The organism is Kerstersia sp., from assembly GCF_052103615.1.
In the GTDB taxonomy this organism is placed as follows: Bacteria; Pseudomonadota; Gammaproteobacteria; order Burkholderiales; family Burkholderiaceae_B; genus Kerstersia.
Genome location: NZ_JBQEKA010000016.1, coordinates 21,200 through 35,724, shown reverse-complemented (window position 1 = coordinate 35,724; position 14,525 = coordinate 21,200). Strand labels below are relative to the sequence as shown.

Annotated in this window: 11 protein-coding genes; 4 read left to right on the top strand and 7 right to left on the bottom strand. The window is 62.5% G+C overall.

The features are described 5' to 3' along the window. Positions 1-71 precede the first annotated feature (71 nt). From ACTJGZ_RS06155 to efp, 3 genes are all read left to right on the top strand, one after another. A complete protein-coding gene (locus tag ACTJGZ_RS06155) occupies positions 72-1,277 on the top strand; it encodes a DUF2863 family protein (RefSeq protein ID WP_441662064.1) in 1,206 nt (401 codons plus the stop codon). 129 nt (positions 1,278-1,406) lie between these two features. Beyond that, positions 1,407-2,570, top strand: coding sequence for an elongation factor P maturation arginine rhamnosyltransferase EarP (earP, locus tag ACTJGZ_RS06150; protein WP_441662063.1), 1,164 nt, complete (start codon positions 1,407-1,409; stop codon positions 2,568-2,570). 218 nt (positions 2,571-2,788) lie between these two features. Further along, a complete protein-coding gene (gene efp / locus ACTJGZ_RS06145; protein ID WP_441662062.1) occupies positions 2,789-3,346 on the top strand; it encodes an elongation factor P in 558 nt (185 codons plus the stop codon). 239 nt (positions 3,347-3,585) lie between these two features. Here efp and ACTJGZ_RS06140 read toward each other — a convergent pair whose 3' ends face one another. After that, the gene (locus ACTJGZ_RS06140) at positions 3,586-5,883 is read right to left on the bottom strand and encodes an NADP-dependent malic enzyme (RefSeq protein WP_441662061.1); all 2,298 of its coding nucleotides are present in this window, start codon (positions 5,881-5,883) and stop codon (positions 3,586-3,588) included. Positions 5,884-6,155: 272 nt separating this feature from the next. On the opposite strand from ACTJGZ_RS06140, the gene ACTJGZ_RS06135 reads away from it, so the two are divergent. Further along, complete coding sequence (locus tag ACTJGZ_RS06135; RefSeq protein WP_441662077.1) at positions 6,156-7,082, top strand: LysR substrate-binding domain-containing protein; 927 nt, start codon at positions 6,156-6,158, stop codon at positions 7,080-7,082. Positions 7,083-7,112: 30 nt separating this feature from the next. On the opposite strand, the gene ACTJGZ_RS06130 is transcribed toward ACTJGZ_RS06135, so the two are convergent. The 6 genes from ACTJGZ_RS06130 to ACTJGZ_RS06105 form a co-directional block, all read right to left on the bottom strand. Beyond that, on the bottom strand, positions 7,113-8,882 hold the full coding sequence (locus ACTJGZ_RS06130) for an ABC transporter ATP-binding protein (RefSeq protein WP_441662060.1): 1,770 nt from the start codon (positions 8,880-8,882) through the stop codon (positions 7,113-7,115). Next, positions 8,879-9,751, bottom strand: coding sequence for an ABC transporter permease (locus ACTJGZ_RS06125; protein ID WP_441662059.1), 873 nt, complete (start codon positions 9,749-9,751; stop codon positions 8,879-8,881). Before ACTJGZ_RS06125 ends, ACTJGZ_RS06130 begins: the two co-directional genes overlap by 4 nt. Continuing rightward, positions 9,655-10,383, bottom strand: a complete 729-nt coding sequence (locus ACTJGZ_RS06120) for a hypothetical protein (RefSeq protein WP_441662058.1) — start codon at positions 10,381-10,383, stop codon at positions 9,655-9,657. Before ACTJGZ_RS06120 ends, ACTJGZ_RS06125 begins: the two co-directional genes overlap by 97 nt. 9 nt (positions 10,384-10,392) lie before the next feature. Continuing rightward, on the bottom strand, positions 10,393-11,370 hold the full coding sequence (locus tag ACTJGZ_RS06115; protein ID WP_441662057.1) for an ABC transporter permease: 978 nt from the start codon (positions 11,368-11,370) through the stop codon (positions 10,393-10,395). After that, a complete protein-coding gene (locus tag ACTJGZ_RS06110) occupies positions 11,367-13,604 on the bottom strand; it encodes an ABC transporter substrate-binding protein (protein ID WP_441662056.1) in 2,238 nt (745 codons plus the stop codon). Before ACTJGZ_RS06110 ends, ACTJGZ_RS06115 begins: the two co-directional genes overlap by 4 nt. Positions 13,605-13,670: 66 nt before the next feature. After that, positions 13,671-14,300, bottom strand: coding sequence for a thermonuclease family protein (locus tag ACTJGZ_RS06105; protein WP_441662055.1), 630 nt, complete (start codon positions 14,298-14,300; stop codon positions 13,671-13,673). Between the last annotated feature and the right edge of the window lie 225 nt (positions 14,301-14,525).

Below are 14,525 nucleotides of genomic sequence, written 5' to 3'. Positions count from 1 at the left end.
TGTTTGGCGTCTGGCGGGGCCTGCGCTTTGGCGCATGGTCACACGCAGATTACCGGCCTGATTCCTCACACATGTTCCCCACCCAACGCTCCTCCCAACGCCCGTCCCGCGATGCCGCCCGCCTTGTTTCCCTCGCCACGGCGCTGGGCCAATCCGGTTGCCGCACGGAAGACCGCTACTGGGAAAAACAGTTGGAAATGCTGCTGGGGCGCTTGCTGCGCACCGGCAACGATGCCGCGCTGGAAAACGCGCTGGAACACCTGTTGCAAAACGACCAGAATGCCTACGGGCTGCTGGTCGAACTGATCGAGACCCTGTCTGAATCAACGACGCTCGCGGCCGACGAGCAACGCTACGATGTGGTGCTCATTACCGCGCCCGTGCTGGCCTGGACACGTTTTCAAATCCCCCATGGGGGCATCCCGGCGCGCCACCTGGAAGCCCTGACAGCCCAGATGAGCGGGCATATTCTTTCCAGCCAGGCCAAACTTGCGTTGTATCCCCAGCTGATCGGCGTCGATCAATTGCCACGCAGTTTCTCGGAAACCTGGCAATGGCTGCAAGCCCTGGGCAATCAGGCTTTGGGCAAACGCGCCACCCGCCTGCCGAGCCGCGCGGATGCCGATGTGCCGCCCATGCTGGCCGATACGCGCTATCTGGTTGGCGCCGTCGCGGTACCGGAGGGCGAAGCGTTGTTTGCCTGGCAGGAAACGGCCAGCGATACCCCTGCCAGCCGCGAAAGCTGCCAGGCCGCCTGGGCGGAGCAGGCTGGCCCCAGTTTTGCCGCGCTGCTGCCCGGATGCGCGGTGGAAATCATGCTGCCCGATGCCTATTACGTCAGCAACCGCGACTCGGACAAACATATCCGCCCCCTGGCGCTGACCGCAGCAGTTAACTGGCTGCATACCTCTGTCGGACTGGAAACCGGGCAATTGCGCGCCGTGATCTGCCGTTGCAGCGCGGGCGGCCCCGAAGAATTCCGCATCAGCCTGGGCGTGCGCGATAGCAATGACGTCTATTACGGCTGCATCTGGCCGATTTTCGGCCGTGATGAAGACATAGATGGTGACGCGACAGACTTGTACCAAGCCATGCTGGAGCAAATTTCCGCGCATCTCAATGCGCTGGGCGTGCATGAAATCCGGCGGCTGCCCGGCGTGTTCCCCCCTGAAAATTGTGACGACTGCGGCGGCCCGCTCTTCCCCAATGCGGTCGGAGAAATGGTACACGCCGAACTGCCTGAAGACCTGGACATCGCGCCCGGCACTTTCCACTGACATGAGCAGGGCTAGGGGCAGCGCTTAGCCCTTTACTCTCCCCCCAGCACACTGCCCCAAGCCTGTCCCAAGCCTGTCCCAAGCCAGCACACCACGCCCGCACACCAAGCCTGCCCCGCCGCGCCTGCCATGACCGCAACTCCCAGCACTCCGTCTGCCGACCTGTTTTGCCGCGTGATCGACAATTATGGCGACATCGGCGTGTGCCTGCGCCTGGCGCGTCAGCTCACGCGCCACCATGGCTGGCGCATCCGTTTATGGCTGGATGCCCCGGAAGCCCTGGCCAAACTGGAACCGACGGCAGCATTTCAAAATGGCGTGGGCCAATTAGATGGCATAGAACTGGTGCATTGGAGCCAGACACCTCCCGCTCTGGCGCCGCTGGACATCTGCATCGAGGCGTTCGCTTGCGACCCGCCTGCTGACTATCTTGCGCAATTGGATCCCCAACGCCATCTCTGGCTGAATCTGGAATATCTGAGCGCCGAAGACTGGGTCACCGGCTGCCACCTGCTGCCCTCCTTGCAGGCCAACGGCGTGCCCAAATACTTTTTCTTTCCGGGTTTTTTGCCAGGCACAGGCGGGCTGCTGCGTGAACCCGGCCTGCTGGCGGCGCGCGACAGCTGGCAGGCGGACAAGACACAGGCAACGGGTTTGCTGCAATCGCTGTGGCTAGCTGCCGAGGCGCTGGCGCACTGGCAAACACCGGGCAGCCGCCTGATCAATCTTTTCTGCTATCCCCATGCCCCGCTGGCAGCCTTGACCCAGGCGCTGGCCCAAAGCCCCCGCCCCACCCTGCTGCTGGTCCCGGAAGGGGTCGCGCCCTCGCTGGCTGCCGGGCGCACGGGCAATCTGCACATTGCCCGGCACGCGTTCGTGCGCCAGGAAGCTTTCGACCGTCTGCTCTGGAGCGCCGATCTGAACCTGATCCGGGGTGAGGATTCCCTGGTGCGCGCCATCTGGGCTGGCCGCCCGCTGCTTTGGCATATCTATCCGCAAACCGATGATGCTCACCTGGAAAAGCTGCAAGCCTGGCTAGGCTGCGGCAGCCTGGCTCCCGCCGTTCAGGCCGCATTTGCCGGCTGGAACCGTGCGGCATCCAGCAATACCGTCCCCGCCGGCCCCAGCCCTGCCAGCTCCCAACCCGTCATCTCCTGGCCTGCCCTGCTTGATGCCCCCGCCTGGCAGGACTGGCAGAAACAGGCCCGCCACGATAGCGACCAACTGGCGCGGCAAGCCGATCTGGGCCAGCAATTAGTGAGCTTCTGCCTGGAAAAACTGGCTGCCCGCTGACACCCTGCGCACCGGCTCACCCCGGCGCCGCTTGCGCTGTCCGCGCCCCGCCTGACGTGCTGGCAACCACCCACCCCTGCCGCGATGCCGCGACTGCGAGCCGCATGATCCATGATAGAATGGTGAGCTTTGTCAAGTCGCGCCTGTTCGTGTCCCGTCCCGGCCTTCCGAGCGCGACCGGCCAGCACTTTTGCTGAAAATACCGGAGTTTTTAAATCATGAAGACCGCACAGGAACTGCGCGTGGGCAACGTGATCATGGTGGGCAGCGAGCCCCTCGTGGTCCAGAAAGCCGAATACAACAAGTCTGGCCGCAACGCCGCGGTCGTAAAACTGAAGTTCAAGAATCTGCTCACCGGCTCGGGCAGCGAACTGGTTTACAAGGCTGACGAAAAATTCGAAGTTGTGCTGCTGGAACGCAAGGACTGCACCTACTCCTACTTCGCCGACCCGATGTACGTCTTCATGGATGAAGAGTACAACCAGTACGAAGTCGAAGCCGACAGCATGGGCGATGCCCTGAACTACCTCGAAGAAGGCATGCAGGTTGAAGTGGTGTTCTACGATGGCCGCGCCATCTCCGTGGAACTGCCCACCATCGTCGTGCGTGAAATCAGCTACACCGAACCCGCAGTGCGTGGCGACACGTCCGGCAAGGTGCTCAAGCCTGCCAAGACCACGACGGGCTTCGATATCAACGTGCCGCTGTTCTGCGAAATCGGCGACAAGATTGAAATCGACACCCGCACCGGCGAGTACCGCAGCCGCGTGATGTAATGCCGCTCTGCCTGGCTGGGGACTCTCCTGCCAGGCAATAAGCGCATAAAAAAACCTGTACCCGCGTAAAACCGGTACAGGTTTTTTTATGGCATGACTCAACAGCCAAACAGCAAGACCGCCAAGCGCCAAGCGTCAAAAGCAGCTAAGCCCATGTGTCCTTCAGACCCAGGCCTGGCCCAAGCCTGTAGGACAAAGCGCGCCGGGGCCAGCAGCACCCCGGCACGCACGGCCAGTGATCAGCGCAGCGCGTCTTCCCGGTTGGCATCCAGCACGGCCAGTGCCGCCATGTTCACGATACGGCGCACCGTGGAACTGGAAGTCAGAATATGCACAGGCGCCGCCGCCCCCAGCAGGAACGGCCCCACCGCCACATTGCGCCCGGCCGCCGTCTTCAACAGGTTATAGGCAATATTGCCTGCGTCCACGTTGGGGCATACCAGCAGATTGGCCGCGCCCTTCAGGGGCGAATCCGGCAGCTGCCGCAAACGCAAGGCCTCATCCAGCGCGCTATCGCCATGCATTTCCCCATCGACTTCCAGATGAGGCGCCGCTTCGCGCACCAATTCCAAGGCACGGCGCATCTTGATGCCGGACGCCGAGCTGCCGGACCCGAAATTGGAGCGCGACAGCAAAGCCACCTTGGGCTGCAAATCCAGGCAAGCCATGCGATCGGCTGCTGCGACCGTAAATTCCGCGATCTGTTCTGCCGTCGGGTCATCATTGACATGGGTATCGACCAGCGCCAGCGTGCGTTCGCCCAGCAGCAGAATATTCATGGCACCGTACGTGCGCGTGCCCGGCTTCATGCCAATCACCTGATCCACAAAACGCAAGTGATCGTGATAGGCCCCCACCGTACCGCAAATCATGCCATCGGCATCGCCCAGCTTGACCATCATGGCGCCGATCAGCGTCAGGCGCCGGCGCATTTCCACCCGCGCCATTTCCTTGGTCACGCCGTCCCGGCAGCGCATTTCCCAATAACTGGTCCAGTACTGATGGAAGCGCTCGTCATATTCCGGATTGGTGACTTCCACATCTTGCCCCAGACGCAGGCGCAGGCCATACTTTTCAATCCGGGCCAGCAACACTTGCGGGCGCCCGACCAGAATCGGCCGCGCCAGCTTTTCATCCACAATCACCTGCACCGCGCGCAAGACCCGTTCTTCTTCGCCTTCCGTGAACACAATGCGCGCCTTGCCGCCTTGTTTCACCTGCTGGCGGGCCGCCGCGAATACCGGCTTCATGAAGGCGCCCGAGTGATACACAAACTGGCGCAACTGCTCGACATAGGCATCCATATCGACGATGGGGCGCGTCGCCACGCCATCATCCATCGCCGCCAGGGCCACGGCAGGCGCCACGCGGGCCAGCAAACGCGGATCAAACGGTTTGGGAATCAGATATTCCGGGCCGAAACGCGCATCGCTGCCGCCATAGGCCGCCGCTACCACATCGCTCTGCTCTTCCTGCGCCAGTCCGGCAATCGCATAGACCGCCGCCTTTTCCATGGCCCGGGTAATGGTGCGGGCGCCAACGTCCAACGCTCCCCGGAAAATATAGGGAAAGCACAGAACGTTATTGACCTGATTGGGGAAATCGGAACGGCCTGTCGCCATAACCACATCGCCACGCGTGGCATGCGCCAGTTCAGGCGTGATTTCCGGCGTGGGGTTGGCCAAGGCCAGAATCAACGGCCGCGCGCTCATGCCGCGCAACATATCAGCCTTGAGCACACCCCCGGCAGACAAGCCCAGAAAGACATCCGCGCCGTCTATCACTTCGGCCAGCGTACGGGCCTCCGTCACTTGCGCATACTGCGCCTTGGTTTCGTCCATCAAGGCGGTCCGGCCTTCATAGACCACACCCTCGATATCCGTCACCCAGATATGCTGGCGCGGCAGGCCCAGATCCACCAGCAGCTCCAGGCAGGCCAGCGCTGCCGCACCCGCGCCTGAGACCACGACTTTGACCTCGGCAATATCCTTTTGCACGACCTTCAGGCCATTGATGAAAGCGGCCGCCACACAAATCGCGGTGCCGTGCTGATCATCATGAAAGACCGGAATGCTCATGCGCTCGCGCAGCTTGCGTTCCACGGTGAAGCATTCAGGCGCCTTGATATCTTCAAGATTGATGCCCCCGAAGGTTGACTCCAGGCTGGCAACAATATCCACCAGTTTGTCGGGGTCGGTCTCGTTGATTTCAATATCAAAGACATCAATCCCGGCGAACTGCTTGAAGAGCACGGCCTTGCCTTCCATCACCGGTTTGGAAGCCAGCGCGCCAATATGCCCCAGGCCCAAAACCGCCGTGCCGTTGGTAATCACGCCCACCAGATTGGCGCGGCCGGTATAGCGGGCGGCATTGGCCGGATCTGCCGCGATTTCTTCGCAGACCGCTGCCACGCCAGGCGTATAAGCCAAGCCCAGATCCCGCTGCGTCACCAGCGGTTTGCTGGAGATAACGGACAATTTTCCCGGCACCGGGAACTCGTGATAGTGCAATGCGGCTTCGCGGTCTTTATTGGCCATGATCCAGCTCCTTCTGTTGATGGATCCCATTCTATGGCTCAACGCATAATGAAATTATTTTGTTATATGATTCCCCCATAACCTTTTTGTTATACCTTGCGCCCATGTCCGACACGCCCGCCGCGCCAGATGCGCCCGCTGCGCCTGATACGCCCCCTGTGCCCCCTGCCCAGCCCGTCAGGCGCGCATCCGCCACTGCTGCGTCCGAAGACAAAAGCCTGGCCGCGCACGACCCGCAGCTGCTCGCCCGCCGCTTGTCCGCGCGCCTGAAAATGCGCCATCTGCAACTCTTGCTGCTGATCCAGCAGCATGGTTCACTCACCCGTGCGGCCGAACAACTTGCCACCAGCCAGCCAGCCATCACCAACACCCTGAGCGAACTGGAAGCCCTGTTCGGCGCGCCGCTGTTTGACCGTTCTTCGCGCGGCATGGCGCCAACCCCGCTGGGGCATATCGTGCTGGCCCGCGCGTCAGTCATCATCAATGATCTCGGTCATCTGGTGCATGACGTTCAAGCCTCCGGCGCCGGGCTAGCCGCCCGTCTGCAAATCGGCGCCACCCCGTTTGTCTCCAGCCGTGTTCTGTGTGATGCCCTGACCCGCTTGCAGCAAGACACGCCGCGCCTGGCCGCCCGCATTCATCAAGGCACGAGCGCGCAATTGCTGATCCAGCTGCGCGATCACAGCCTGGACGCTGCCATCGGCCGTGCCGACCCGGCCTTGAATCTGGAAGGGCTGGACTTTGAACGGCTCTATCTCCAGCCGCCGCGGCTGATTGCCAACCGCCGGCTGGCCGCGCAATTGAGCCGCCGCCCGCTGGACTGGCAGGCGCTGGCCGAATTCGACTGGATTCTTGGCGCGCCCGGCACCCCCATGCGCGAAGAAGTAGCCGGCTTATTCCTGCGGGCGGGCATCACACCGCCGCTCCCCCTGATGGAAAGCCACTCAACGGAATTGATTGGCACGCTGATTGCTGGCAGCGAACAGGCCATTTCCATCGTGCCCGCCGATATTGCCAATGAACTGGTGCGCGTCGCCGGTGTGGCCATCGTGCCCTATACGCTGGGCTGGCAGCTGCCCCCCATCGCGCTCTTCACGCGCCGCGACAGCCGCGCCCACCCCAATACCATGCGTTTTGCCGCTGCGCTGCGGGATGCCTGCGGACAAATGCAGGCGGCACGTCCTGCCGACCCTTACTGAAACGCCCCAGGCAGATCCGCCTGGCGCTGCTCAGGCAGGATCGCCCAGGGCCAAACGCGGCACGGCAGCCAGCAGACGCTTGGCTGCTTGTGATTGCGGCTGCTCCAGCACTTGCTGCGCCGCCCCGATCTCGGCAATTTTCCCGGCTTCCATGACGGCAATACGGTCGGCCATGTACTCCACGACACTGAAGTTGTGGGTGATAAACAGATACGCCATACCGGTTTCTGCCTGCAATTCGCGCAGCAAATCCAGAATCTGCGCCTGAATGGACACATCCAGGGCCGACGTCGGCTCGTCGAGCACCAGCACTGCCGGCTCGACGGCCAAGGCCCTGGCAATTGCAATGCGCTGGCGCTGGCCGCCGGAAAACTCATGCGGCCAGCGCAGGGCCGCATCTTCCGGCAGACCGACACGCTGCAGCAAGCTGGCAATACGGCGCTGGCGCTCCGCCTTATCCCATTCGGGACGCAGCGACACCAGGCCTTCTTCTATGGCCTGGCCGACACGCATGCGCGGATCCAGCGAGCCATAGGGGTCCTGAAACACGATCTGAATACCGCGCCGCAAGCGGCGCATGGCGCGGCGATCGGCCCGGAACACATCGGCCCCTTGCAAGCTGACCTCTCCGCCCACTTCAGCCTGGGCATCAAGCAAACGCAGCAAGGCCTTGCCCGTCGTGGTCTTGCCGCAACCGGATTCGCCCAGCAAAGCCAGGGTCTCGCCTGCCTGCAGCTCAAAAGACAAGCCATCGACCACCGGTTTGCGCGCGCGCCGGCGCAGCCAGCCGCCACCGCCGACGGGATAAGACACGGTCAGATTCCGCACCGACAACGCCGGCACGCCCTCGGCCAGCGGCTGCCAGCCAGAATGCGCCGCGCCGTGCTCCATGGCCATTGCGCCAGCGGCCCCGGCGGCCTCCATCGCATCCGTTACGCCTGCCGGCCGGGATGCCGCCGTGCCGCTCAAAGGGCGGCCGCGCTTGTCATAGGAAGGAATGGCATCGAATAACTGCTGCACATAGGGGTGCCCCGCCTGCCTGAAAAACACCTCGGCGGGCGCGCTGACCAGCACCTCGCCATGCCGCATGACCGCCACATGATCGGCCACGCGCTGCACAACAGCCAGGTCATGACTGATCAGCAGCACGGCCATTTCCAATTCCCGCTGGATATCCGCCAGCAGATCCAGAATCTGGGCCTGCACAGTCACATCCAGCGCCGTGGTCGGCTCGTCCGCGATCAGCAATGCCGGTTCGGCCGCCAGCGCAATCGCAATCATGATGCGTTGCTTCTGGCCGCCGGAAAACTGGAAGGGATAATCCTCTATCCGGACTGCGGCGTCGGCAATGCCAACGCGGTCCAGCCAGCGTACGGCCCGCTCACGCAAGGCGGCGCCGCGCAGGCTGGTATGGGCCTGCAGCGTTTCCATGATCTGGTCACCCACGCGCATAACCGGATTCAGGCTGGTCGAAGGCTCCTGAAAAATCATGCCTATCCGCCCGCCGCGCACACGCCGCATGGCCTGTTCCGATACGCCGGATATTTCCTCTCCGGCCAGGCGCACGGTGCCGCTGCTCAGTTGCGCTGCCGCGGGCAGCAAGCGCATCAGCGCCAGCGCCGTCATGCTCTTGCCGCTGCCTGATTCGCCCACCAGCGCAAAGGTTTCCCCCCGGGCGATACTGAAGGCCAGCTCTTTCACCACCCTGACATCATCCAGCCCGGTATCGACATCCACATCCAGACCGCTGACTTCCAGCAGCACACCCGCTGCCGCCCCTGCTGTTTTTTTCTGATTCATTTCGCTTCCCCCCTGGCTGCTTGCGCCTCAGGCGGCAGTGCCCTGGCCGCTGGCGCCAGGCGCCCGCGGCGCATCAGGCGGCGGCGCGAGCGGGCATGATTCCCGTTGGGGTCAAAGGCATCGCGCACCGCATCGGCAAACAGATTGGCAGCCAGCACGAGCGCCAGCATAAAGCCAAACGCGGTCAAGAGATTCCACCAAACCATCGGATCCCGCGACATTTCCAGCCGCGCCATATCTATCATCGAACCAAACGACCGGGTCGTCGCATCCACACCTATCCCCAGATACGACAACACCGCTTCGTACAACACCAGCCCGGAAAATTCCAGCACCGCAGTAATCAACACGATATGCGTCACATTGGGCAGCAGGTGGCGCAGCATGATACGCCAGTGCGATACCCCAAACGCGCGCGCCGCCTGCACATATTCCAGCTCGCGCAACTTCAAGGCCTCGGCCCGCAACAGGCGGCACAGACCAGCCCAGCCCGTCAGCCCCAGCACCATGCACAGCAGAAACAGACGCAGGTCGGCGCGTTCCGCCGCCGTGGCATACAGTTCCGGATGGCGGTCGATGAAACCCTGCATCAGCAGCACGCAGGCCGCAATCAGCAGCACGCCCGGAATGGATGTCAGGATGGTGTAGAGATACTGGATGACGGTATCCACCCGGCCCTTGAAATATCCGGCCGCAATCCCGAAAAACAGCGCTGGCGGCAGCATGGCCAGCAAGGTCAGAAAACCGATCACCAGCGCCGTGCGCAGACTCTTCAGCGCCTGCCACAGCACATCATTACCGGTACGGTCAGTCCCCAGAATGTGATAATCGCCCGCCAGGCTGATGGCCAGCGCCACCAGCAGCAGCAAGCAACTGGCCGTGCACCACAAGGCAAACCAGGGATAGACGGTACGCCGTGCCAGCACATCCGCCGCAGCCTGCCGCCAGCCCTCCCTGCGCCAGCCCAGCACCGCCGCCCCGCCGCCAACAGCAAGGCAAGCAGCACGCCGGCGCCCGCGCCTATCGCCGTTCGCCGCGCAATATCGCCGCCGCGCTGGCGTTCTGGTTCATCCAGATGCGCGCCGCCATAACGCAGACGCGGAAAATCCCGCACCGTTATGCCATCGAGCAACAGAGACTCTTTGGTGAACTGATACGCCGACAGCGGCGCCGAATAGGTTTTCTCGCGGGAGGCCAGCGCCGTGCTATCCAACAGCAGATCCAGCGCGGAGCGCACCACCGGCGCATAGCTGGGCGGCGCGTCGGCGGCGGCGCCCGGCACCGGCGGCAGCTGCGGGCGGAAATGCACGCTGTCGAGCAATGCAATACTGCCGAAAACGAGCAGCACCAGTGCCGAGCAGGCAGCCGGCGCACGCCGGAAAACCTCGCGCCAGCTGGCGCGCAAGGCAGGCAAGCGGCGCACCCGCCAGGCATAAATCAACAAAAATGCCAACACCAGGAAAAGCGCGGCATCGGTCCAGAGCAGAACGAACTTGGGCATGCGGGCCGCCTATTGGAAACGGACGCGGGGATCGGCCAGCGTATAGGAAATATCCGCGAGCAACACGCCAACGATATAGAGTGACGCCCCCAAAAACACCATCGCGCGCACCACGGAAAAATCCTGGGCGTTGATGGCATCAATGGTGTAGCTGCCCAAGCCGGGAATTCCGAAAAACGCCTCGGCCACCAGGCTGCCCATGAACAACAACGGAATGGCCGACACCGCGCCCGTCAGGATAGGCAGCAGCGCGTTGCGCAGCACATGGCGGAACAGTACCACCGTTTCCGGCAGACCTTTGGAACGCGCCGTGCGCACATAATCCTTGCCGATTTCTTCAAGGAACAGCGTGCGGTAAAACCGTGCCTCAGGCCCCAGTCTGGCAATCACGGCCACCAGTATCGGCAGCGCCAGGAAACGGATCATGTCTGTTCCCGGCTGGAAACCGGAATAAGGCACCAGCTGCCAGACTTTGGCGAATAGCCATTGCCCGGCGATGATATAGAACAGGCTGGAAATCGACAGCAGCACCACGCACAGAACTACCCCCCAGAAATCCAGGCGGGTCGCGCGGAAAAACACCAATAACAAGGCGAACACGATGCTGGCAGCCATGCCCAGGATGAAACTAGGCAGGGCCAGCGCCAGGCTGGGCCCGATACGGTTGCGGATTTCCCGGCCGATATCCCGGCCAGCATCAGACTGGCCGAAATCCAGCGCCAGCAAAGGCGCAGAACGCGTATAGAAAATGGTATCGGTGAGCTTGCCGCTGCCCGGCGCCTCGGCGTTATAGAACAGCGGCTTGTCATAGCCATGCGCCGCTTTCCATTGTTCGACTGCCTGCTGGCTGATGCGCTGGCCGCCAATGGCCACACGCGCCATATCGTCCGTGCTGTTGACCCAGAAAAACAGCAGAAAAGTCAACAGATTGACCCCGATCAGGATGATGGCGCCGTGCAGCAAGCGGCGCAAGGTATAAGCCATCATGATTGTTTGCCTCCGTCAGGCCGCACCGCCTGGTGGTCGCGGCGCCGCAAGGCGCGAACCGCCAGTGCCGCCCCCACGGCAGCCAGGGCGCCCGCCAGCCATAATGGCCACCACGACGGGTGATTCCAGCGCGCTACGTTTTCCTCGCGGCGGGCGACATCCAACCGGAGATAAGGCAGATTATTGCGTACCATCTGGGTCGGTTTGGCATTATGCAGCCACTGGTGATAGGCCCCGCCGGACATCGGGAAATAACCGAACATCCAGGGCGCATCCTGCTGCAGGATGGCAACCATACGGTCGATCAAGGCCTTTTTTTCCGGGCCATCGTCCAGAAAGCGCATCTGTTCAAACAAGGCATCGAATGCCGGATTGGCGTAGTTGACCGCATTTTCCCCGCCGAACTTCGCCTTGCCGTTAGGGCCGTACAGCATAAAGAGGAAGTTTTCGGCATCGGGATAATCCGCGACCCACCCCCACATGAAGATCTGGGCGCTGCCATTACGCATTTTTTCCTGGAAGCGGTTGAAATCTGTCGCCCGGACTTCCAGCTGTATGCCCAGTTTGGCCAATTGACGGCGGTACCAATCTTCCGCCGGGTTTGAACCAACCCCGGTCATGGAATCGTAGAACAGCACCAGCGGCCGGCCGCTCTCGGCATCGCGGCCATCCGGATACCCGGCTTCTGCCAGCAAGCGCTGAGCCTCTTCCAGAGACTTGCGTACCGGCTTGCCCTCGGCAATCTCATAGACTTGGGTGTTGATGCCTTCGGGGCCATCGTCGTAGCCCAGCACACCGGGCGGCACCGGCCCTTGCGCAACCAGCGCCTGGCTGTTTTCAAACAGCGCGACGTATTCTTCCCAGTCAAATGCGATGCTGATGGCCTGGCGCAATTTGCGGTTACGTTCCGCCTGTTCAGGGCTATCCCCCTTGCCCACCACCGGATCATCCCAATTGAAGCCCATATACCAAATGGTTGTTTCCACCGTGCTGGGCAATTGAATGCCCCGCTCGGCATAACGCGCGGCCTTATCAGCGGAATCCCCGGCCGCGACCCGCATGGCCACGCCCAGTTCACCGCGTTCCATCTGCGGCAAATCGTAATAGCCCTGCATGAATTTCCCGGTCAGGGGAATCGCTTCTTTTTCCAGGCTGAACACTGCGCGGTCCACAAAAGGCGTCATTTTTCCGCAGTCTTCCAAGAGGCCTGCCGCCTGATCCTCTGGCTCGCCTTCGCAGGGATAGGGCTCCCCCCGGAAGTTGGGATTGCGTTGCAGCACATGGCGGCGGTTGCGCAGCGACTCCGCCAGATAATACGGCCCGGTTCCTACCGGCCAGGTATCCAGCGACAAATCGCGTTCGGCCATGCCTGGCTGGTGATAGAAACGATCCGCTTCCCAGGGGATGGGGGCCAGGAAGGTCATGGCCAGCCAGTACTTGAACTGAGGATATTTTCCTTTGACGCGCACCCGCAGCGTATGGTCGTCCAGCGCCTGAACACCGGCAAAACCATGTTCCCGCAAATCCAGCCAGGGCAGCTCGCGCCTATCGGCGTCAGGATGCTCGCGCCGGAATGCCGCCAGCAATTCGTCATAGGTTTGCTTGAGCCCGGCGCTGTAGTCCTCCATGCCTTCAACGTGCTCGGCCATCACCGAAAGAATGGGAGAAGCCAGGCGCGGATGCGCCAGACGCCGGAAGGCATACACATAGTCGTGCGCAGTCAGCGCCCGCGTGCCGGTATCCGGAAAATCAGGCACGCCAGCCACCGTCTGCAAATCCGTTTCCGCTACTGGCCAATACCGGTAGCCGCCCTCTTCGGTGCGGGCAAATGCCGGGTGCGGCTGGAACAGAATGCCGGGGCGCAGGCGGATGTCATAGACACTTTCCGCGATGCTGTCGCCCGGCGCATCAGCCGGCAAACGCTTGCCTGCCGCATCGTAATACGCCGGTTCGCTGATGGCTTGCGCCGCGCGCGGGATCAGTTCATAAGGCCGCTTGAGATAGTGGTACCCGTACAGCGGCTCGTAAATATTGTAGGTATAGGGCGTTTCATCCGTCGCGTAGGACTTGGCCGGATCCAGCGATTTGGGCGACCGGCTGATGAAGGTGGTGTAAAGCGTATTTTCCGCCATGGCGCCATCGGCGTATGGACTGTTTACCGGCGTCCGGTCGCAACCGGCCAGCCCTGCCGCAGCCAGCATGACCCCCCAACGTGCCCACCGCAATACACGCATCCCCGTCCCCCGCTCCAATCCGACTACCCCGTGTGCCTGCCCCAGCCAGCAACGCCGCTGATGGCGTCAGCACTTTCCCTGCTGCCAGCAATCATAGCGCCATACCCAGGGCCGGATCGCCCCCGTTTCAGCCCAGATTCCCTGCTTGGCGGCCCTTGCCTGGCGCTCCAGCGTCAGCATATAAGTGTCGCGCAAATGCTTGCCCTTGCCTTGCTGATTGGCCCAGGCATAGCCAGCCGCCACCATGCGCCGGTTGGCGCTGTCATTGCCCCCCAGCAGCACATCGCAGACGTCACGCCCGTAATGGTCTTCTTCATAGCACTGCAGAGAAACCTGCTGCCCCGCCACCAGGCTCTCCAGTTCACGCCGGGCCGCGACGCCAAACGGCTGGCCGGGGCGGGCCGCGCCATCCCCGGTTTCCGGCGCGTCGATATTGGCCAGGCGGATGCGGCGCTGCGCCTGGCCGGCGGGCCGCACCGTCAGGGTGTCACCATCGGCCACATTCACGACCTGTCCCGCCAGCGTGTAACGGTACTGATCTGCCGGCAGCGCTGGCCACTGCGCCGCCGATTGTCCGGCAGCCGCGCCGTCGGATCGCAGGCCATCGGCTGAGACACGGCCAGCCGGTCTGTCATCCGCTGGCGGCGCCCCGTCCTGCCCAAACCAGCCTGCCACCAAGGCAAACAGCAGCGACACTCCGAGGATGGCCAGCCTCTGCGCGGAAAAAGGTCTGCGGCGTCTGGCGCCCGGAACAGCAGCACCGCGGGAACGGGAGTGATTGGAACGCATGCCGGCTCGGTCTGTGGGCGCCCCCGGTATCGTTCCGGCAGACGCAGTTAAAAAGAGTCGCAAAAAAGCAAAACAGCGCGCAGCAAAACGGCGCGCGCGGCCTGGGCCGCTGCTGAGCGACTGATGATAGCA

Bases quoted from the DNA above. Each gene is read 5' to 3' on its own strand.
- earP (WP_441662063.1), top strand. From the start codon at position 1,407: ATGACCGCAACTCCCAGCACTCCGTCTGCCGACCTGTTTTGCCGCGTG.
- ACTJGZ_RS06110 (WP_441662056.1), bottom strand. From the start codon at position 13,604: ATGCGTGTATTGCGGTGGGCACGTTGGGGGGTCATGCTGGCTGCGGCA.
- ACTJGZ_RS06115 (WP_441662057.1), bottom strand. From the start codon at position 11,370: ATGATGGCTTATACCTTGCGCCGCTTGCTGCACGGCGCCATCATCCTG.
- ACTJGZ_RS06130 (WP_441662060.1), bottom strand. From the start codon at position 8,882: ATGAATCAGAAAAAAACAGCAGGGGCGGCAGCGGGTGTGCTGCTGGAA.
- efp (WP_441662062.1), top strand. From the start codon at position 2,789: ATGAAGACCGCACAGGAACTGCGCGTGGGCAACGTGATCATGGTGGGC.
- ACTJGZ_RS06135 (WP_441662077.1), top strand. From the start codon at position 6,156: ATGCGCCATCTGCAACTCTTGCTGCTGATCCAGCAGCATGGTTCACTC.
- ACTJGZ_RS06155 (WP_441662064.1), top strand. From the start codon at position 72: ATGTTCCCCACCCAACGCTCCTCCCAACGCCCGTCCCGCGATGCCGCC.
- ACTJGZ_RS06140 (WP_441662061.1), bottom strand. From the start codon at position 5,883: ATGGCCAATAAAGACCGCGAAGCCGCATTGCACTATCACGAGTTCCCG.
- ACTJGZ_RS06120 (WP_441662058.1), bottom strand. From the start codon at position 10,383: ATGCCCAAGTTCGTTCTGCTCTGGACCGATGCCGCGCTTTTCCTGGTG.